Below are 17,890 nucleotides of genomic sequence, written 5' to 3'. Positions count from 1 at the left end.
GACGCACTGAATTGGCGTGGCTACACTTAAACGCGAGTTGTCCCTGAACCGGCAACACAGGAAAGCGGTAATCAGATGAGACAGTCTATCATGGCGTCCTGCGTTGCTTTGTTGCTTGGCGCGGGTTTCGCCAGCGCCCAAGTCCGGCCTGATGTGGATCTGGCTGCGATCCGCGACATCGCGCAGGAACAGATGGACCAGCACGAGCTAAACGCGCTGCTCCTTCAGGTCCGTATCGGGGGCGAGGTGCAGCTGACGCTGGCGCTGGGGCAGGCGATGACCGGTGTGCCCGTAACCGCCGACGCCCGGTTTCGCAACGGAGCGGTGGCGCTGGCCTATGTCGCGGCGGTGATGCTGCGGCTCGCCGAAGACGGGGTGATCGATCTGGATGCACCGGTCGCACGCTGGTTGCCTGAACTGCCCGACAGCGACACCGTAACCCTGCGGATGCTGGCGAACATGACCTCAGGCTATCCCGACCATGTCGCGAATGAAGAAGCGTTCGTTGCGCCCTTCCTTGCCGATCCTTTCGCGGCGTGGAGCCCGCAAGCGCTGATCGATGTCAGCCTGTCCACGCCACGCCTCTTCGCGCCCGGGACAAACTGGGACTATTCACACACAGACTATGTCATTCTGGGGCAGGTGCTTGAAGCCGCGACCGGCCAGCCCTTGCACGAGGTGATGGCGCGCTATGTCCTGACCCCGCTCGCGTTGACCGGGACCGCCGGTTTTGACACCGCCCAGATCCCCGCGCCGGTCCTGCACGGGTTCACCGCAGAGCGCGGCGTGTGGGAGGATGCGACGTTCTGGAACCCGTCGTGGACCCTGCCCAGCGGTGCCATTCAGGTCACCACCATTTCGGACATGGCGCGCAGTTTTGACGGGATCGTCGGCCATGACGGGTTTCTGACGCCGGCGTCGCGCCAACAGATGATCGAACCGTCGCTCATCGGCTTTGGGTCGCCGTTGCCCGGCTGTCCGACCTGTCACCAGATGACCGAGAGTTTCAGCTACGGGCTGGGCGCGATGTTGCAGGGCGACTGGGTGTTCCAGACGCCGTCCTTTGGCGGTTATGCGGCCTCGGTCGGCACCTTGCCTGACGAACATGCGCCGCAAGGCCGGATCACCATTGCCGCGGTGGTTACCCATACCGCGGCCTCGTTCGAGGACTGGAGCGCGGCTACGCCGAACTGGGCGGATCAGACCGTGCGACGGATCGGGGAGTTGCTCAGCCCCCGGAACCCGCCACCGATGCGCTGAACGTGCTACCCTAACCGCTGAATGAGGAACCTCGATGCTGCATATTTCCAAGCCGGGCCGGTCGCGTCCCCTTGCGGTGTCAGCAGCCGTTCTGCTGGCGATGAGCCTGCCGCTACAGGCGCAAACCCCGCAGCAGGCCACCGGTTCGCCCGCGCAGTATTCTGCGGTGCCGGTTTCATCGGCGCAGATAGATCACGCGGTTGCAAATCTCGATGCTCTGGCCGCTGATATTCTCGAACGCAGCGGGATTCCGGGACTGGCGGTTGCCGTGGTGCGCGATGGCGTGACTGTCTATGCGCGCGGCTTCGGGCTGCGGCGGATCGATGCGGATCTGCCCGTTGACGCCGACACCGCCTTTCTGCTGGCCTCACTATCGAAACCGATCGGTGCGACGGTGGTTGCCACGCAGGTCAGTGCCGGGGTGGTTGAGTGGGACACGCCGCTGGTTGATCTGCTGCCGTGGTTCTCGCTTTCCGATGAGTGGGTGACGCGGCACCTCACCATCGGCGATCTGTATGCGCATCGCTCGGGCTTGCCGGATCATGCGGGCGACGAACTTGAGGATCTCGGCTATGCGCGCCGTCAGGTACTTGAGCGGCTGGCCCTGCTGCCGCTGGCACCGTTCCGCGCGAGCTATGCCTACACCAACTTCGGCATGACCGCCGCTGCTGAGGGGGTTGCCGTCGCGGCCGGTACCGACTGGGCCAGCCTGTCGCGCCGCGCGCTTTACGAGCCGCTGGGCATGACCGCGACCAGTTCGCTGAATGCCGAGTTCATGGCCCGCGCCAACCGCGCCTCAAGCCATGTGCCGGTTGAGGGTGGCTATGCCGTCGCCGATCTGCGCCAGCCCGACGCCCAATCGCCCGCCGGGGGCGTCAGTTCCAGCGTCAACGATGTCGCGCGCTGGATGGCCCTGATCCTTGAAGGCGGCGCGCCGCTCATTGCCGCCGACGCGCTGCTGCCCGCTGTGTCCCCACAGGCGATCGCGTCACCGCCGGGGACGATGGACGCGCGCGGCGGAACCTATGGCTATGGCTTCAATGTCGGGGTGCAGCCCTCGGGCCGGGTGATGCTCAGCCACTCGGGCGCTTTCGCGCTGGGGGCAGGGACCACGGTGTCGATGATCCCGTCGCTGGGCGTGGGGATTGTCGTGCTGACCAATGCCTCGCCGCTGGGCGCGGCTGAGGCGATCAGCGCAACCTTCATGGACGAGGTCCAGTTCGGCCATTCGACGCGCGACTGGTTCGCGGCGTATCGCCCGATGATCTCGGCCCTGATGGCGCCGGTCGGGCATCTGGTCGGGGCCGAGCGACCAGAGACTGCCGCGCCGCCGCGTGCGACTGCGGCCTATGTGGGCACCTATCAGAACGCCTATTTCGGGCCGGCTGAGGTGATCGAACAGGATGGCGGCCTGGCGCTGGTCCTTGGTCCGAATCGTCAGATCGAGCTGCTGACGCCCTGGGATGGCGATGCCTTCACCTATTTGCCGTACAGCGAGAATGCTTCGGACGGGTCTGTATCCGAGGTGGGTTTCGCCGCATTCACCGATGAGCAGGCGCAAGAGATGCGCATCGAGCATCTTGATGAATTCGGCTTGGGCACGTTCCGCCGCTGAGGGTTTCTCAATCCGGTGCCGAAGCGTCGGCGAGGCGCTTACAGTGCCAGATCGAACAACAGCGCCTGCCCGTCGCTTTGCCATTCCAGCGCGGGCAGGGTGTCCCGCGTGACCTGAAGGCCATCGCCCTCGACCAGTTTCTCGCCCTGCATCAGGGCTGATCCCGCGACCATTTGCACAAAGAACTGGCGGTTTTTCCCGTCTGGAAATGTCGTCACCGCCCCGGCCTGCGCCGAGACAATAGACACCCGTGTGTCCGACCACAGATGCAGCGGGGCTGCACCCTCAACCCCGCTGGCCAGAAGCTGCCAAGTGGCATCACCCTGCGGCAGCACCGCGTTCTGATAGCGCGGCGCGCCACCGGTGCGGTCGGGGATCAGCCAGATCTGCAGCAGATGCACGGTCTGAGTATCCGAGGCGTTCTTTTCGGAATGCGCGATGCCGCTGCCTGCCTGCATCAACTGCACCTCGCCCGGTGTGATCACCGCCGCGTTGCCCAGACTGTCCTCATGCCGCAGCGCGCCGTTGAGCACGATGGTCAGGATATCCATCTCGGCATGGTCATGACGACCAAAACCCGCGCCCGGGATGATCCAGTCCTCATTGATCACGCGCAGCGCGCCAAAGCCCATGCGCATCGGATCGCGAAACCCGCCGAACGAGAAGCTGTGGAAACTGTCCAGCCAGCCCCTCTGCGTACGGCCCCGGTTCATGCGGTCGTGGATCAGGATGCTCATCTCAGTGCTCGCGTTGCAAAAGGGCTGCGACGGCGGTGAACTCCTCTGGCCGGACCTCGTGCCCGCCGTCCTGCAGCACCATCGTCAGCTCGGCATCTTGCCGCTGGTAATAAGCGGCGAGCGCCTCGGTCAGTGGCAGCGGGCAGATCGGATCGCGGCGGCCGCCAGTGATCAGCACGCGGCGACCGGCAAGGCCCGGTTGATCCGCCGGGGTCCAGGGGATCAACGGATGCAAAAGGGCGATCCGGTCGAAGAGGTCGGGGTGTTCGAAGGACACCGACGCCAGAATGTTCGCGCCGTTCGAATAGCCCAGGGCATAGACAGGCGCATCGGGATGCTCGGCCTGGTGCGCTGCAATGAACGCGGCCATCTGCGCGCTGCGCTGCGCGAGGTCGGCCATGTCATAGACGCCTTCGCCGGTGCGCTTGAAGAAGCGGTTCGCGCCGTGCTCGGACACGTCCCCGCGCGGCGCGACAAGACCCGCGTCCGGCAGGATCTGCCGGACCAGCCCGGCAAACTGGTGCTCATCGCCGCCGGTGCCATGAAAGGCAAACACTAGCGGTGCGCCCTTGGCGGGGGGCGTGATCAGGGCGTGATAGGTGGACAGGCTCATGACGGGTCTCCAGTCAGCGGAAGGCGTCGGGCCGGGGATGGCCCGACGCTGTGGCGCACTTAGTCGGTGATCGGCGGCAGGAAGTCTTCGATCCGCGCCCGCAGGGCCTCGTGCTGGGTCGGCAGCTTCAGCGCCGTGCCCAGATTGGCCAGATCCTCGTCCCGGTCAAAGCCCGGCTCGGCGGTGGCCACCTCGAACAGCACGCCGCCGGGGGTGCGGAAATAGATCGCCCAGAAATAGTCGCGGTCGATGACCGGGGTGACCTGATAGCCGGTGTCCATCAGCGCCTTGCGCACCTCAAGTTGCGCCGCGCGATCCTTGACCGAAAAGGCCAGATGGTGCACCGACCCCGCGCCTTGCTGGCCACGGGCCAGACCGGGCTGCACGTCGATGTCGACAAAATCCGCGCCATTACCACCGCTGACCCCGTAGCGCGTGACGCTGCCGTCGCTCTCAAGCTTGTCATAGCCCATGAAGCGCAGCAGTTCCGCCGTCGCATCGCCGTCGCGCAGCCGCAGGTTGACCCCCTGGAACCCGCGCAGGGCTTCGGCATTGCTCACGCCAGCGCCGGTCCAGCCTTCGCGGTTGTCGTTGTCGGTCTCGATCAGGGCAAAGCCGTCGCCATCGGGGCCGGTGAAGCTGAGGCGTTTTTCGCCAAAGCGCGTGCTCTCGGACAGGCCGCTGACAGACTGGGCCGTCAGCCGTTCCTGCCAGTAACCCAGCGAGCCTTTGGGCACCGAGAAATGCGTCTCGCCAACCTCACCCGTGCCCAGCACCGCTTTGCCGATGCCGCGGAACGGGAAGTAGGTCATCACCGAACCGGGCGTGCCTTTTTCGTCGCCATAGTACAGGTGATAGGTTTCCGGGCTGTCAAAGTTCACCGTTTTCTTGACGCGGCGCAGGCCCAGCGTCTTGGTGAAGAAGTCGTTGTTTTGTTGCGCATTCGAGGCAATCGAGGTGACGTGGTGCAGGCCATTGATCGGCAGGGACATGATCGTATCTCCTTTCGGCCATCGAAGGCCGTGATGGTGTTGGGGCTAAGATGGGGTCAAAAGAGCTGGCTGAGAATGGGAATAAAGTTGACTTGTCTATTCCAATTTCTGCAATAATCGGGCCATGAGCCTCCAGAACGCCATCGAGATCTTCCTTGCCGTGGCCGAGCATCGCAGCTTTGTCTCGGCCGCCCGCCATCTGGCGATGACCCCGCCCGCCGTGACCCGCGCGGTCAGCGCGCTCGAGGACCAGCTCGGCGTGCAGCTGCTCTTGCGCACCACACGCCAAGTCTCGCTCACCTCCGCCGGGGCGGCTTATGCCGCGCGGGTGGCACCGCTGATCAAAGGGTTGGCCGAGGCCGCCGCCGAATTGCACGAGGGCCAGGGACAGGCCGCCGGGCTGATCCGTGTCAACGCGCCGATGTCGATGGGCGAGCGGGTGCTGCCCGATGTGATCTCGCAGTTCCGCACGCTGTTCCCGCAGGTCTCGCTGGCATTGACGCTGACCGACCGGCACATCGACATCGTATCGGAGAACGTCGATCTGGCGATCCGCATCTCGACCCAGCCCAAGGACAAGCTGACCATCTGGCGCAAGATCACCGAGGTGCGCCGCTGCTTTGTCGCCTCGCCGCAGTATCTGTCCCGGTTCGGTACACCCGAAAGTGTCGATGACCTGAGCGGCCATTGCCTGCTGTCTTATGATGCCGAGGCCGGGCCCGAGACATGGGATCTGACAAACGGCCCCAAGCGGCGGCGGGTTGTGGCGGGGGATGTGCTGTCGTCCAACAACGGCGATCTGATCGCGAAGCTGGCGGCAAACGGTGAGGGGATCGCCATGCTGCCGCAGTTCATTATCGACGAGCCGCTGAAATCCGGCGCACTCGTGCAGGTGTTGCACGACTGGCAGCCGCCGCAACTGTGGTTGACGCTGTACTACCCGCCTTATGACAAGCTGCCGATGCGGCTGGTGACGTTCTCGGATTTCTTCGAGCGCTATGTGACCGAGGCGCGTCCGGTTTGAGCTGCGCCGCCTCTGCCACCGCCGTCGCTTGCGTGCTATCGGGGAAGGGCGGTGGTTGCCCTTGCCGCAAGAGGCGCACGCGTCGAGCGGCGGACACAAGGGCGCAGGTGTAGCGCGATGATCCAGCCGAGCAACGACCCGCCGCCCAGACCGCCCCGGTTGCCTGCCGTGGTCTGGTGGGGGCTGGGGCTGGCGGTTTGCGTGGCGCTCAGCGTCGGCGGTCACGGGCTGTTGCTGTGGCTCGCCGCGGTGCTGGACCTGTCGCCTGAGAGGGTAGGCGCGATGATGGATGGCCGGCTCTTTGTGATCGTCCTTGCGCTCTACATTCTGCTGCTGGCGATCCCGTTTGTGCCCAGCACCGAGCTGGGGCTGTTTCTGCTGGCGGTCTTCGGGGCCAAGGCGGCGCTGCCGGTGTATGGCGCGACGGTTGCAGCGCTGATCCTCAGTTTCCTCATCGGGCGCGCGGTGCCGGTGGCGCGACTGGTCGCCGGGTTGCGGGCGATGGGGTTGCACCGCGCGGCGGCGCTGCTTGCGTCTGGCAGCCCGCTCACGGCGCTGGACGCGCCGTCAGGCGGGCCGAGAACCGTGCTTTCCCGCGTCTTGCGCTATCGCTGCGTCGCGCTGGGGCTGTTGTTCAACACCCCCGGCAATTCGCTGATTGGCGGGGGTGGTGGTATCGCGCTGGCAGTCGGGACCAGCCGGTTGCTCAGTGTCGCGCAATTCGTCGCAACGGTGCTGATTGCCGTTGCGCCGATCCCCGTGCTGGTGCTGATCGCGGCAGGCGTGGTTGACTGACCCGGTTCGGCAGGGCCGGTTTCGCCAAGAAAATCCTGTCGTCACGGGCACCCATGAGATCAAGCGCGGCATCACAGGGATTTCAGCACCCGACACGCGGATTGTCACACCGACCGCCTATATGAAGAGCAGCACCGCCCGGCCTTGGGGCAGCCCTTGCAGGCAACGCGAGCGTGGGCAACCCTACCTGGAGCGCAAGCTCTATCGTTTCGATTTTCGCGCGTATATGTTTTGCGGATATCGCGTCCCTATCGGCCCGCTGCACGGCCCGAACTGTTGGAGATCACCGACGCCTCTGCCCATCCCGCTCTTCTCGGCCTGCCGACCCCAGCCGCGTCCGGCTCTCTCGCCAAAAGCGGGCAGGGCAGGTGGCAAACTGGTGACGCCTTCAGGTCTGGTGGCCGCCATGTCGGCGGACGAGTTTTTCCCGGCGATACAGGTGGTCGCCCAGCTGGCCCTTGGCTCAGGCGGGGTCGTACGCGACCACTGCAGCCTCCGAACCCCCCTCATGAAAATGGAGCAAGACTATGAACCTCAAGGATAAAGTCTGTATCGTCACCGGTGGCGCCAGTGGCATCGGCAAACGCATCGCCGAGCGCTATGTCGCCGACGGCGCCTGGGTGGCCATCGCTGACCTCAAGCTGGAAGCCGCGCAGGCAACGGCCGACGAGCTGACCGCGAAAGGTCCGGGCAAAGCCATGGCCGTCGCGATGAATGTGACCGATGAGAAGATGGTCAACGACGGCGTTGCCGCCGTGGTCGCTGCATGGGGCGGGGTCGATGTGCTGGTCTCGAACGCCGGCATCCAGATCGTTCACCCGTTGCAGGATTTCCCATTCGAGGATTGGAAAAAGCTGCTCTCGATCCATCTGGACGGGGCATTCCTGACGTCGAAAGCCGTGCTGCCGCATATGTACAAGGCCGGGTCGGGGTCGATCATCTTCATGGGTTCGGTCCACTCGAAAGAGGCTTCGGAACTCAAATCCGCCTATGTGACGGCCAAGCACGGGTTGATGGGGCTGTCCAAGGTCATCGCCAAAGAGGGTGGCAAGAAGGGCGTACGCTCGAACGTGATCTGCCCGGGCTTCGTCAAGACGCCGCTGGTGGAAAAACAGATCCCCGAGCAGGCGCGCGATCTGGGGATTTCAGAGGAGGAAGTGGTCAGCAAGGTCATGCTCGGCGGCACGGTTGATACCGAATTCACCACCGTTGCGGATGTCGCAGAAATCGCCTGGCTCTTTGCGGCTTTCCCGACCAATGCGCTGACCGGCCAGTCGCTGAACGTCAGCCACGGCTGGTCGATGACCTGAGCCTTTGCGATCTGTCAGGCGGCGGTTTCGCCGCCTGACTGGGGCCAAGTCACGCCACCCGCGCGCCGTTCACCCAGGTGCCACGCACGGCGGCAGCGGTGCCAAAGCGGTGGACGCGGATCAGGTCCGCCCGCATGCCCGCCGCCAGTCGGCCCCGGTCCGACAGGCCCGTCGCCTGCGCCGGACGGGACGTCACCGTGGCAATTCCCCGCGCCATGTCGCCCCACAGATCCCCCAGCATCAAGGCACTGCTCAGCAGCGCCGAGGGGACGTAGTCCGACGAGACCACATCAAGAAATCCAGCCACGGCAAGGTCTTGCGCGGCGACATTACCGGAATGCGAGCCACCCCGGATCAGGTTCGGTGCCCCCATCATCACCGCGATCCCTTGCGCTGCACAGGCCTTGGCGGCGGCTTGGGTCGTCGGAAACTCGGCAATCGCTGCACCATGGCGGGCCGAGGCCACGACCTGCTCGACCGTGGTATCGTCGTGGCTGGCCAGCGTCGCGTTCAGCAGCCGTGCCGTCGCCACCGTAGCCTCTTCATGCGCACCGCGCACGCGGTTGCCCAAGGCGGTCTGCACGTCGACATGGGCGAGGAACTCGTCCTCGGTCAGCCCGTACTTGCCGCGCAGATAGCGGCGCAGTTGCGCAAGATCGGCGAACTGGCGCTGGCCCGGCGTATGGTCCATCAGGCTGACGATGCCGACCGCGTCCTCGGGTCCGAACTTGGCCAGCTCGTCGATCAGCGTTTCCGAGCAGACCTCAGCGCGCAGATGGATCAGGTGGTTCACCCGCAGCATCCCGGCCTTGCGCGCGGCCAGAATTTCATCCGCCATCCCGCGCGCGTATTCCCGCGCCCCGCGATCGCGCGACACCAGCGAGCCGACGCGCAGCGCGTCGAACACCGTGGTGATGCCGACGCCCGCAAGTTCGGCATCATGCGCGATGATCGCCGGACCATGCGGCCAGTCCACACCAGGGCGCGGCTGGATATGGCGTTCCAGATTGTCGGTATGCAGCTCGATCAGGCCGGGCATCAGCAGATCGCCCTCGCAGTCAAGCGCGCCCGCCGGAACGCCCGCCCCGCTATCGATGCGCGCAATCAGCCCGTTCTCGACGGTGAGCGACCCGCGCTCTACGCGGTCGGGCAGCACAAGGGTCGCATTGGCAAAGATCGTGGTCATTGGGTATCCTGAGGCAAGGTTAGGGCAGTGAGATGAACGAAGATCGTCACGGAACCGTGACACGACGCGGGCAAGGTGGACGCATGAAACGTTATGCTCTGTATTACGCGCCCGACACCGGGCCCTTTGCCGATGCCGCTGCACAATGGCTGGGTCGCGACGCGGCGACCGGGCGAGCCGTGGCGCAACCGGATGCGATGCTCCCGGCGCTGACGCTCAGCGCCCGGCGTTATGGGTTCCATGGCACGCTCAAGGCACCGTTCCGGCTGGCCGAAGGCGTGTCCGAGGACGATCTGATCGCCGCTGTCGAGATTTTCGCGGCAGGCCGCAGTTCCGTTGTGGTTGACGGGCTGCGCGTGGCCTCGCTGGACGGGTTTCTGGCCCTGATCCCCGAGGGCGACACAACCGCGCTGGACGATTTCGCCGCCAAAGTCGTGACGCGCTTCGAGCGGTTGCGCGCGCCCTTGACCGAGGCCGAGGTCGCGCGGCGCAAGCCCGAGCGGCTCAGCGCGCGCCAGCGCGCCTTGCTGGAAACCTACGGCTACCCCTATGTTCTGGACCAGTTTCGCTTTCACATGACGCTGACCGACCGGCTGGATGCCGGACAGACGGCGGTCCTGCAACCGATGGCCAAGGCGCTGTTCGAGCCGCTGTTGCCGCGCCCGTTTGCTTTCAAGGCATTGAGCGTGTTTGGCGAGGCCGAGGATGGCAGTTTTCATCAGCTCCTCCGCGCCAGACTGGGCTGAAGCGCGGCCTTGAGCCGGGCGATGCCCGCGGCGGGCGTTGTGTCATTGACGATCTCGATCACCGGCAGATGCGGCGGCAAGGGGGCAACATCGCGCGCCAGACGCTCGGCGATCTGCGCGGCGCTCTCGCGTCCGCGTCCGGCAAGACGGGTCGCCAGCACCGCGACGGGGGCGGTGACCACGATCACCTGCAACGCGGGAAACGCCGCCGCCGCCTGCTCCAGCGCAGCGCGCGAGCCGTTGAAGACCACGTCGCGCCCGGCCTCTAGCGGGGCCAGTTCCGCCGCCGGAATACCGTAAGCCAACCCATGCGCGCGCCACGTCAACGCGAACGCCCCCTCTGCTTCGCGGCGGTCGAACTCAACGGCGTCGACGCCTTCGAACGGCTCGCCCCCGGCGGCGGACGGGCGGGTGATCACCCGGCGCACCCAATGCGGACCCGTCCCGCCACAGACGCCCGCCAGCAAAGTGTCCTTGCCCGCGCCCGAGGGGCCGACGACGGCGAACAGACGCCCCCTCATGGCGCGACGGCGAAGCTGGTCACGTCGACCTCGCGGTCGCAGACCTGCGCGCGCGCCGACTCGTCGTGAAAGATCCCCAGAATGGCCGCGCCGCGCGCCTTGGCCTCGGCGATCAGCGACAGGACCACCGCGCGGTTGCTGCCATCCAGACTGGCCGTCGGTTCGTCCAGCAACAGCGCGGGCCAATGGTGCACGAAGCCACGCGCGATGTTGACCCTCTGCTGTTCGCCGCCTGAAAACGTCGTCGGGGACAGCGACCACAGGCGTTCGGGGATGTTCACCCGCGTCAGGATCTCTGCCGCGCGTTCGCGGGCCTCGGCCTCGTAGATGCCCAGCGCCAGCAGCGGCTCGGCCACCACCTCCAGCGTCGGCACGCGGGGCACGACGCGCAGGAACTGGCTGACATAGCCCAGCGTGGCGCGGCGCAGCGCGATGATCGCGCGAGGCTCGGCGCCCGAGACGTGCACATCGCCCACCCGGATCAACCCGCCATCAGTGCGGTAATTGCCCCAGATCATCCGCATCAGTGTGGACTTGCCCGCACCCGAGGCCCCGATCAGCGCCACGCATTCCCCCGGCGCTACTGACAGGGAGGCACCCGCCATCACCTGCAACACGGCGCCGCCCTGTGTGTGCAGCGTGAATCTCTTTTCGACGTCCTGAACCGCGATCATGCGTCGCCCTTTCATCTTGCCTTAAATACGCCCTTGCTCGGCCGCAGCCCGGCACCCGGTTTCAGACCTGCAGCACCGAGCTGACCAGCAGTTGCGTGTAGGGGTGTTGCGGATCGTCGAGTACCTGATCGGTCAGCCCCTGTTCCACAATCCGTCCGTCCTTCATCACCACCAACCGGTCCGCCAGCAGGCGCACCACGGCCAGATCATGCGTGACAATCACCGCACTCAGCCCCATCCGGCGCACCAGCCCGCGCAGCAGGTCCAGTAGGCGTGCCTGCACGCTGACGTCCAGACCCCCGGTCGGCTCGTCCATGAACACCAGCCTTGGCCCGGTCACCAGATTGCGGGCGATCTGCAACCGTTGCTGCATCCCGCCCGAGAACTGGCGGGGCTTGTCGTCAATCCGGTCGGCGTTGATCTCGACGCGGCCCAACCATTCGGTCGCCTGATCGCGGATCTGGCCGTAATGGCGCGCACCCACTGCCATCAGGCGTTCACCGACATTGCCGCCGGCGCTGACCCCCATGCGCAAGCCGTCGCGCGGGTTCTGGTGGACAAAGGCCCAGTCGGTGCGCGCCAGCATCCGGCGCTCGGGTTCGCTCATCGCCAGCACATCCCGCGGGCCGTCAGCGGTGGTGTCAAAGATCACATGGCCGGTGTCAGGGGTCAGATGCCCGGCCAGACAGCCCAGCAGGGTGGATTTGCCCGAGCCGGATTCGCCCACGATCCCCATGACCTCGCCGGGCCACAGATCGAAGGACACATCCGCGCAGCCGATCCGCGCACCGTAGGATTTGCCGATGCCGTCAACGGTCAGAAGCGGGGTAGCGCTCATGCTGCATCCTCCTGCGGGGCCAACCGGCCACGGTAGCCAGCGTCACGGCGGGTTTCGCAATGGTCTGTATCCGAGCACACGAACATCCGACCGCCGTGATCATCGGTGATCACCTCGTCCAGATAGGTCGTGTCATCCGCGCACAGATCGCAGGCGTGCGGGGCTTTGCTGGCCTCGAACGGGTAATCCTCGAAATCGAGACTGACGATCTGCGTAAAGGGCGGGATCGCGTAGATCCGCTGTTCACGGCCCGCGCCGAACAGTTGCAGCGCGGGGGTATTGGACAGTTTGGGGTTGTCGAATTTCGGGATCGGGGAAGGGTCCATGATATAGCGCCCCTCGACCTTGACCGGATAGGCGTACGAGGTCGCGATCGCGCCGTTGCGGGCGATGTCCTCGTAGAGTTTGACATGCATCAGACCGTAATCCTCAAGCGCGTGCATGCGCCGCGTTTCGGTCTCGCGCGGTTCCAGAAAGCGGAGGGGTTCGGGGATCGGCACTTGGTAGACAAGGATCTGCCCGTCGCTCAGCGCCGCCTCGGGGATGCGGTGGCGGGTCTGGATGATCGTTGCCTCGGCCGTATGGGTGCTGGTCGCAACCCCCGCCGTGCGCTCGAAAAACTTGCGGATCGACACGGCATTGGTGGTGTCGTCCGCGCCCTGGTCGATGACTTTCAGCGTGTCGTCGGGCGTCAGGCATGCCGCCGTCACCTGCACACCGCCGGTGCCCCAGCCGTAGGGCATCGGCATCTCGCGGCTGGCAAAGGGCACCTGATAGCCCGGCACGGCGACGCCTTTGAGGATCGCGCGGCGGATCATCCGTTTGGTCTGCTCGTCGAGATAGGCAAAGTTGTAATCGCTCATTCTGCGGCCTCCTGCGCGCCGGCGCGCAAGCGGCGCACCAGCTCAAGCTCGGATTGGAAGTCGACGTAATGGGGCAGCTTGATATGCTCCAGAAATCCCGTCGCCTGAATGTTGTCGGCATGCATCAGCACGAATTCGGCGTCCTGTACCGGCGCGCCGGTGTTGTCCTCGCCCAGCTCTTCCCAGCGCAGCGCACGGTCCACGAGGCTCATGGAAATCGCCTTGCGCTCGGACTGGCCAAAGACCAGCCCATAGCCGCGGGTGAACTGCGGCGCCTTGGTTTTCGAGCCGGTGAACTGGTTGACCGTCTCGCATTCGGTGACGGTGATCTCGCCGATCTCGACGGCGAAGCCCAGTTCGGGGATCTCCATCTCGACCGCGACCTCGCCGATGCGCAATTCCCCGACGAAAGGATGCGTGCGCCCGTAGCCGCGCTGGCTGGAATAGGCGAGCGACAGGATGAATCCCTCGTCGCCTCGCGTCAGCGCTTGCAGGCGCAGGGCGCGGTCGGCGGGCAGTTCCATCGGTTCGCGGGTCAGATCGCGCGGGGTGGCGTCGCTGTCCGGTTCGGCCTCGATCAGGCCTTCGCGGTCCAGAAAACCGGTGACGCGCGGCACAGGGCCAAGCGGTTCGGCTTGTGGTGCGCGCGGGGCCTCACCCTCAGCGGCCAGCGCGAAGTCGATCAGCCGGTGGGTGTAGTCGAAGGTCGGTCCCAGAACCTGCCCGCCGGGCAGATCCTTGTAGGTCGCCGAGACCCGCCGCACTGCCGCCATCGCGCCGGTATCGACCGGGTTCGAGTGGCCCAGCCGGGGCAGGGTGGTGCGGTAAGCGCGGATCAGGAAGATCGCCTCGATCAGATCCCCGCGCGCCTGTTTGATCGCCAGCGCCGCCAGATCGGGGTCATAGAGCGAGCCCTCGGCCATAACCCGGTTGACCGCCAGAGTCATCTGCTCGCGGATCTGCGCAACGCTGAGTTCGGGGACCGCAGGGTCGCCCCGGCGCTCTTCGGCCAGCAGCGCATGGGCGTTGTCGATGGCGCGCTCGCCACCCTTGACGGCGACATACATCAGCGGCCCTCCACGATGGTGCTGCGCGGCAGACCGGCAAGCTGGTCGCCGCAGCAAAAGAGCGTATCGAAGCCCAGCGGGAAAAGCGCCCGGTTGGCGCGGAAGGCGCCGGTTTCGGGCAGGGATAGTTGCGCGCTGCCGTCGATGCCGGGGCCGCGCAGGGTGGTGCCTTCAGCGGTGAGGTGGTCACTCTCGACGATGAGCGTTGCTGCCCGGTCGGGGTATTCCGGTGTGCCGATGGCGAAACGGGTGACCGGGGTCAGCGCCTGCCACGTGCCAATCGCGAACATTGCCGCCTCAGCGGCCACAAGGGGCGCGCCGGTTTGAAAGGTGATCCAGTCTCGCAGGGCCGGGCAATCATGCGCGCCGGCCAGATGCACGGGCGTCGTGCCATCCAGCAGCACCAGTGCGACAACACCCGCGGCGGGCGACATCGGCGCAGGCGGGGTCGCGCCCGAGAGCGTGACGATTTCACCGGGCTGCGACAGCGCGCGCAACACGGCGCGGAAACCATGGGCGGCTTGCACCGGTGCATCGGTGAAACTGCCGGTCATGGCTTCGGCATTCATGGACAGCGCTGTCATCAGTCGTCTCCTCGCACCATGGTGAAAAATTCGACCTTCGTCGCGGCGGCCTTGCGGGCGCGGGTTTCGCGCCGCGCGGTTTCCTCGGCGGCGAGAGGCGACAGCACGGCGCGGGTCAGGGCCTCGGCGTCCTGCGTTTGCAGCAGCGCGTCGAGCACGGCGGCGCGGCGGGCATGCGCCTTGTCACGACCCTGCACATGCGCGTGGCCGACGGTGCCGCAGGGAAGCTGGACCGAGCAGCGGGTGATCGTCACCTCGCCCAGATTGAACGGTGCGCCGGTGCCGCCTTGCCGCCCGCGCACCATCACCGCGCCGGTTTCGGGACCGCGCAGCAGGGTGCTGTCGGGCATGTCGGGAAAGACGGCGGCCAGACGGTTGGGGCGGGCGCGGGCCAGCAGGCCCATGGCGGCTTTTCTGTCGAAGGGTGTGCGTGTGGACATCTTGCCAACTTGTCTAGATAACTATACAACTAGACTTGTTCTAGCTTTCCATCGTCCCAAGGTCACGTGAAATTTCGATGACAGACCGCGATCAACCCCTGTGGAGCCGCATCGCCGACATGCTCGGGCAAGAGATTGCCGCAGGCCTGGCCCCCGGTGCGAAACTGCCGACCGAGGCGCAACTGGCCGAGCGTTTCGGCGTCAACCGTCACACCGTCCGCCGTGCGATTGCTGATTTGGCCGAACGCGGCACGGTCTATGCGCGGCGCGGGGCGGGGGTGTTTGTGGCGGCCAAGCCGACCGAATACCCTCTCACCCGCCGCATGCGTTTTCACCGCGCGCTGTCGGCAACGGGCCGCGTTCCGGGGCGCAAGGTGCTCAGCGTGCAGGCCTTTGCGGCGAGTGAGGATGAGGCAGCGGCGCTGCACCTTGCTGCCGGGGATGAGGTGCTCAGGGTCGAAGGGCTTACGCTGTCCGACGGCGTGGTCATTGGCCATTTCCGCTCGGCCTTTCCGCAGGCGCGCTTGCCCGGGATGGCGGCGGCAATCGGCTCGGGGCTGGGCGTGACGGAGTCGCTTCAGGCCTGCGGGGTGCCCGACTACACCCGCGCCTGGACAAAGATCACCGCCAGCGCTGCGGATGCCTTGCTGGCCGGGCATTTGCAACTGCGCCGGGGCGATCCGGTGATCAGGGCCGAGTCGCTCAATCTGGGGCCTGACGGGACACCGGTCGAATATGGTCTGGCGCATTTCGCCGGCGAACGGGTGACGTTGAGCGTTATCCCCGACTGACCGTCACCGCGCTGTCATCGGCGCGCGGGATAGAGGGCGCGACCACTGGAGACCGCTATGCCCTTGCTTCCCCCGATCCGCCTGACGGGCGCCCGCGTCCTGAACGACGCCATCCTGCACGACGCCCCGCTGACACTGGCCGACGGCCACATCACCGACGGCCCCGCGCGCGCGGTCGATCTGAGCGGCTTTCTGCTTCTGCCCGGCATCGTCGATCTGCACGGCGACGGGTTCGAGCGTCACCTGACACCCCGGCCCGCCGCACCGTTCGACAAGGCCCGCGCCCTGCGCTCGGTAGCGGCCGAGCTGGCGGCGAATGGCGTGACCACCGCCTGGCTGGCGCAAAGCTGGAGCTGGGAGGGCGGTTTTCGCAGCGCCGACGCGACCGAGGCGTTGTTGCAGGCGGTGGACGCCATGCGCGCCGATCTGATTGCCGATATCCGCGTGCAGATCCGGCTGGAAACGCATGTCGTGGACGAGCATCCCCGTCTGTTGGCTGCGGTGAAACGCTACGGCGTGGACTACGTGGTGTTCAACAACCACCTCGCCGAAGCGCTTGAGATGGCCCAACAAAAGCCCCAACGCTTTGCCGGATGGGCCGCGCAGCAGGGCCGCCACCCGCGCGAGTTGCTGACGATTGTCGAGCAGGCGCAACTCAGGGACGCGCAGGTGCCGCAGGCGCTGTGCGAACTGGCGGCGCGTCTGGGGGATGAGGGTGTGACAATGGGCTCGCATGATGACGGCGACGCGGCGGTCCGTGGGTTCTTCCGTAGTATCGGTGCACCGATTGCCGAGTTTCCAACCACGGTTGCGGCAGCCAGATCCGCGCGCAAGGCTGGCGAACCAGTGCTGATGGGCGCGCCCAATGTGGTGCGCGGTGGCAGCCAGTCGGGCAATATCGCCGCAGAAGGGCTGATTGCGGACGGGCTGTGTGACGCGCTGGTGTCGGACTATTACTACCCGGCGCTGTCGCAGGCGGCGTGGTCATTGGCCGACAAGCGTACATTGGGATTTGGCGCTGCCTGGGAGATGATCTCGACCCGACCGGCAGCGATCCTTGGGCTGACGGATCGCGGACGGCTTGCGGCTGGGCAGCGCGCCGATCTGGTTGTGATGAACCCCGACACGCAAAGCGTCGAGGCGACGATTTCGGGCGGGCGACTTGCCTTCGCGCAGGGCAGGGCCGGTCGGCAGCTTCTCTCGGCCGGTGCCGCCTAGCCGCTGTGTTTTTCAAGGAAGGCTTCGGCGGGCAGGCTGCGGAAGTCGCTGAGCGCGGCGCGCAAGGCCTCATGCGGCCAGTCCCACCACGCCAGTTCCAGCAGCCGGTCGATTACCGGCTGCGCGAACCGCGCCCGCAACGGCGTGGCTGAAACGCCCGCAACGATCACGAAGGGCGGCACGTCTTTGGTGACCACAGCGCCCGACGCTACAATCGCGCCGATGCCGACTGTCACCTCGGGCTTGATGATCGCGCCGTGACCGATCCAGCAGTCGTGGCCCAAGCTGCAACGCCGGGCGGCGCGGCGCTCGAAGAAAGCGCCATCGTCAGGGGTGTCGTCCCAATAGTCAGCCGAGCGATAGAGGAAATGGTGTTGCGCCGCGTTTTGCAGCGGGTGATCGGTGGGGCCGATCCGGGTGAAGGCGGCGATATTGGCGAATTTGCCGACGGTGCAGTTGGCGATATCGGCATAGCGGTCGCAATAGGCATAATCGCCAAACGCGCTGTTGGTCACCCGACTGCCGCGCCCGACCTCGCAATAGGCCCCAAAGGTCGCGTTGCTGATTTCGCACTCAGGATGGAGGAACGGTTCGGTGGGCGACAATCTGGGCATTG

The 17,890-nt window shown here is 66.0% G+C and carries 20 protein-coding genes; 8 read left to right on the top strand and 12 right to left on the bottom strand.

The genetic code is table 11. From position 1 onward, the window contains the following. The first annotated feature begins 75 nt into the window (after window positions 1-75). Both EAE28_RS00490 and EAE28_RS00485 read left to right on the top strand, forming a co-directional pair. Complete coding sequence (locus EAE28_RS00490) at window positions 76-1,260, top strand: serine hydrolase domain-containing protein (protein ID WP_127103861.1); 1,185 nt, start codon at window positions 76-78, stop codon at window positions 1,258-1,260. 34 nt (window positions 1,261-1,294) lie between these two features. After that, the gene (locus EAE28_RS00485) at window positions 1,295-2,875 is read left to right on the top strand and encodes a serine hydrolase (RefSeq protein WP_127103860.1); all 1,581 of its coding nucleotides are present in this window, start codon (window positions 1,295-1,297) and stop codon (window positions 2,873-2,875) included. A gap of 38 nt (window positions 2,876-2,913) precedes the next feature. Here EAE28_RS00485 and EAE28_RS00480 read toward each other — a convergent pair whose 3' ends face one another. Genes EAE28_RS00480 through EAE28_RS00470 form a run of 3 tightly spaced genes read right to left on the bottom strand, consistent with a single transcriptional unit; the run spans window position 2,914 to window position 5,217 of the window. Further along, on the bottom strand, window positions 2,914-3,612 hold the full coding sequence (locus tag EAE28_RS00480) for a pirin family protein (RefSeq protein ID WP_127103859.1): 699 nt from the start codon (window positions 3,610-3,612) through the stop codon (window positions 2,914-2,916). Window position 3,613: 1 nt separating this feature from the next. Then, the gene (locus EAE28_RS00475) at window positions 3,614-4,225 is read right to left on the bottom strand and encodes an alpha/beta hydrolase (protein WP_127103858.1); all 612 of its coding nucleotides are present in this window, start codon (window positions 4,223-4,225) and stop codon (window positions 3,614-3,616) included. A 59-nt stretch (window positions 4,226-4,284) separates the two neighbouring features. Continuing rightward, window positions 4,285-5,217 carry a ring-cleaving dioxygenase gene (locus tag EAE28_RS00470; protein ID WP_127103857.1) on the bottom strand — a complete coding sequence of 311 codons (933 nt, stop codon included), beginning with the start codon at window positions 5,215-5,217 and terminating at the stop codon, window positions 4,285-4,287. 124 nt (window positions 5,218-5,341) lie between these two features. On the opposite strand from EAE28_RS00470, the gene EAE28_RS00465 reads away from it, so the two are divergent. From EAE28_RS00465 to EAE28_RS00455, 3 genes are all read left to right on the top strand, one after another. Beyond that, the gene (locus EAE28_RS00465; RefSeq protein WP_127103856.1) at window positions 5,342-6,241 is read left to right on the top strand and encodes a LysR family transcriptional regulator; all 900 of its coding nucleotides are present in this window, start codon (window positions 5,342-5,344) and stop codon (window positions 6,239-6,241) included. 117 nt (window positions 6,242-6,358) lie between these two features. Next, window positions 6,359-7,036, top strand: coding sequence for a hypothetical protein (locus EAE28_RS00460; protein WP_127103855.1), 678 nt, complete (start codon window positions 6,359-6,361; stop codon window positions 7,034-7,036). A 527-nt stretch (window positions 7,037-7,563) separates the two neighbouring features. Next, a complete protein-coding gene (locus EAE28_RS00455; RefSeq protein ID WP_127103854.1) occupies window positions 7,564-8,346 on the top strand; it encodes a 3-hydroxybutyrate dehydrogenase in 783 nt (260 codons plus the stop codon). Window positions 8,347-8,395: 49 nt separating this feature from the next. On the opposite strand, the gene EAE28_RS00450 is transcribed toward EAE28_RS00455, so the two are convergent. After that, complete coding sequence (locus EAE28_RS00450; protein WP_127103853.1) at window positions 8,396-9,532, bottom strand: alpha-D-ribose 1-methylphosphonate 5-triphosphate diphosphatase; 1,137 nt, start codon at window positions 9,530-9,532, stop codon at window positions 8,396-8,398. A gap of 83 nt (window positions 9,533-9,615) precedes the next feature. Here EAE28_RS00450 and EAE28_RS00445 point away from each other — a divergent pair, with 83 nt between their 5' ends. Then, window positions 9,616-10,278, top strand: a complete 663-nt coding sequence (locus tag EAE28_RS00445) for a DUF1045 domain-containing protein (RefSeq protein WP_127103852.1) — start codon at window positions 9,616-9,618, stop codon at window positions 10,276-10,278. On the opposite strand, the gene phnN is transcribed toward EAE28_RS00445, so the two are convergent. From phnN to phnG, 7 genes are all read right to left on the bottom strand, one after another. Then, complete coding sequence (gene phnN / locus EAE28_RS00440; protein WP_127103851.1) at window positions 10,251-10,799, bottom strand: phosphonate metabolism protein/1,5-bisphosphokinase (PRPP-forming) PhnN; 549 nt, start codon at window positions 10,797-10,799, stop codon at window positions 10,251-10,253. The two genes, EAE28_RS00445 and phnN, sit on opposite strands and share 28 nt — an antisense overlap. Further along, window positions 10,796-11,473, bottom strand: a complete 678-nt coding sequence (phnL, locus tag EAE28_RS00435; RefSeq protein ID WP_127103850.1) for a phosphonate C-P lyase system protein PhnL — start codon at window positions 11,471-11,473, stop codon at window positions 10,796-10,798. The genes phnN and phnL overlap by 4 nt, the downstream gene beginning before the upstream one ends. A gap of 61 nt (window positions 11,474-11,534) precedes the next feature. Then, window positions 11,535-12,311 carry a phosphonate C-P lyase system protein PhnK gene (gene phnK / locus EAE28_RS00430; RefSeq protein WP_127103849.1) on the bottom strand — a complete coding sequence of 259 codons (777 nt, stop codon included), beginning with the start codon at window positions 12,309-12,311 and terminating at the stop codon, window positions 11,535-11,537. Next, window positions 12,308-13,174, bottom strand: a complete 867-nt coding sequence (locus tag EAE28_RS00425; RefSeq protein WP_127103848.1) for an alpha-D-ribose 1-methylphosphonate 5-phosphate C-P-lyase PhnJ — start codon at window positions 13,172-13,174, stop codon at window positions 12,308-12,310. Before EAE28_RS00425 ends, phnK begins: the two co-directional genes overlap by 4 nt. Next, complete coding sequence (locus EAE28_RS00420) at window positions 13,171-14,241, bottom strand: carbon-phosphorus lyase complex subunit (RefSeq protein ID WP_127103847.1); 1,071 nt, start codon at window positions 14,239-14,241, stop codon at window positions 13,171-13,173. The genes EAE28_RS00425 and EAE28_RS00420 overlap by 4 nt, the downstream gene beginning before the upstream one ends. Beyond that, window positions 14,241-14,825: a phosphonate C-P lyase system protein PhnH gene (phnH, locus tag EAE28_RS00415; protein WP_342773047.1), complete on the bottom strand. Its 585-nt coding sequence runs from the start codon at window positions 14,823-14,825 to the stop codon at window positions 14,241-14,243. Before phnH ends, EAE28_RS00420 begins: the two co-directional genes overlap by 1 nt. Beyond that, window positions 14,825-15,265 carry a phosphonate C-P lyase system protein PhnG gene (gene phnG / locus EAE28_RS00410; RefSeq protein ID WP_127103846.1) on the bottom strand — a complete coding sequence of 147 codons (441 nt, stop codon included), beginning with the start codon at window positions 15,263-15,265 and terminating at the stop codon, window positions 14,825-14,827. The genes phnH and phnG overlap by 1 nt, the downstream gene beginning before the upstream one ends. A gap of 77 nt (window positions 15,266-15,342) precedes the next feature. Between phnG and phnF the strand changes: the two genes are divergently transcribed. Further along, window positions 15,343-16,056, top strand: a complete 714-nt coding sequence (gene phnF / locus EAE28_RS00405; RefSeq protein ID WP_127103845.1) for a phosphonate metabolism transcriptional regulator PhnF — start codon at window positions 15,343-15,345, stop codon at window positions 16,054-16,056. Window positions 16,057-16,113: 57 nt separating this feature from the next. Continuing rightward, on the top strand, window positions 16,114-17,274 hold the full coding sequence (locus EAE28_RS00400) for an alpha-D-ribose 1-methylphosphonate 5-triphosphate diphosphatase (RefSeq protein ID WP_127103844.1): 1,161 nt from the start codon (window positions 16,114-16,116) through the stop codon (window positions 17,272-17,274). Here EAE28_RS00400 and EAE28_RS00395 read toward each other — a convergent pair. Beyond that, a complete protein-coding gene (locus EAE28_RS00395; protein WP_127103843.1) occupies window positions 17,271-17,888 on the bottom strand; it encodes an LbetaH domain-containing protein in 618 nt (205 codons plus the stop codon). The two genes, EAE28_RS00400 and EAE28_RS00395, sit on opposite strands and share 4 nt — an antisense overlap. Window positions 17,889-17,890: the final 2 nt, after the last annotated feature.

The sequence above is a fragment of the Pararhodobacter zhoushanensis genome, assembly GCF_003990445.1.
GTDB lineage: Bacteria > Pseudomonadota > Alphaproteobacteria > Rhodobacterales > Rhodobacteraceae > Pararhodobacter > Pararhodobacter zhoushanensis.
This window is presented reverse-complemented; position numbering and strand designations above follow the sequence as displayed.

Bases quoted from the DNA above. Each gene is read 5' to 3' on its own strand.
- EAE28_RS00400 (WP_127103844.1), top strand. From the start codon at position 16,114: ATGCCCTTGCTTCCCCCGATCCGCCTGACGGGCGCCCGCGTCCTGAAC.
- phnL (WP_127103850.1), bottom strand. From the start codon at position 11,473: ATGATCGCGGTTCAGGACGTCGAAAAGAGATTCACGCTGCACACACAG.
- EAE28_RS00420 (WP_127103847.1), bottom strand. From the start codon at position 14,241: ATGTATGTCGCCGTCAAGGGTGGCGAGCGCGCCATCGACAACGCCCAT.
- phnH (WP_342773047.1), bottom strand. From the start codon at position 14,825: ATGACAGCGCTGTCCATGAATGCCGAAGCCATGACCGGCAGTTTCACC.
- phnG (WP_127103846.1), bottom strand. From the start codon at position 15,265: ATGTCCACACGCACACCCTTCGACAGAAAAGCCGCCATGGGCCTGCTG.
- EAE28_RS00480 (WP_127103859.1), bottom strand. From the start codon at position 3,612: ATGAGCATCCTGATCCACGACCGCATGAACCGGGGCCGTACGCAGAGG.
- EAE28_RS00465 (WP_127103856.1), top strand. From the start codon at position 5,342: ATGAGCCTCCAGAACGCCATCGAGATCTTCCTTGCCGTGGCCGAGCAT.
- EAE28_RS00475 (WP_127103858.1), bottom strand. From the start codon at position 4,225: ATGAGCCTGTCCACCTATCACGCCCTGATCACGCCCCCCGCCAAGGGC.
- EAE28_RS00460 (WP_127103855.1), top strand. From the start codon at position 6,359: ATGATCCAGCCGAGCAACGACCCGCCGCCCAGACCGCCCCGGTTGCCT.
- phnN (WP_127103851.1), bottom strand. From the start codon at position 10,799: ATGAGGGGGCGTCTGTTCGCCGTCGTCGGCCCCTCGGGCGCGGGCAAG.
- phnK (WP_127103849.1), bottom strand. From the start codon at position 12,311: ATGAGCGCTACCCCGCTTCTGACCGTTGACGGCATCGGCAAATCCTAC.
- EAE28_RS00455 (WP_127103854.1), top strand. From the start codon at position 7,564: ATGAACCTCAAGGATAAAGTCTGTATCGTCACCGGTGGCGCCAGTGGC.
- phnF (WP_127103845.1), top strand. From the start codon at position 15,343: ATGACAGACCGCGATCAACCCCTGTGGAGCCGCATCGCCGACATGCTC.
- EAE28_RS00470 (WP_127103857.1), bottom strand. From the start codon at position 5,217: ATGTCCCTGCCGATCAATGGCCTGCACCACGTCACCTCGATTGCCTCG.
- EAE28_RS00425 (WP_127103848.1), bottom strand. From the start codon at position 13,174: ATGAGCGATTACAACTTTGCCTATCTCGACGAGCAGACCAAACGGATG.
- EAE28_RS00490 (WP_127103861.1), top strand. From the start codon at position 76: ATGAGACAGTCTATCATGGCGTCCTGCGTTGCTTTGTTGCTTGGCGCG.
- EAE28_RS00445 (WP_127103852.1), top strand. From the start codon at position 9,616: ATGAAACGTTATGCTCTGTATTACGCGCCCGACACCGGGCCCTTTGCC.
- EAE28_RS00450 (WP_127103853.1), bottom strand. From the start codon at position 9,532: ATGACCACGATCTTTGCCAATGCGACCCTTGTGCTGCCCGACCGCGTA.
- EAE28_RS00485 (WP_127103860.1), top strand. From the start codon at position 1,295: ATGCTGCATATTTCCAAGCCGGGCCGGTCGCGTCCCCTTGCGGTGTCA.
- EAE28_RS00395 (WP_127103843.1), bottom strand. From the start codon at position 17,888: ATGCCCAGATTGTCGCCCACCGAACCGTTCCTCCATCCTGAGTGCGAA.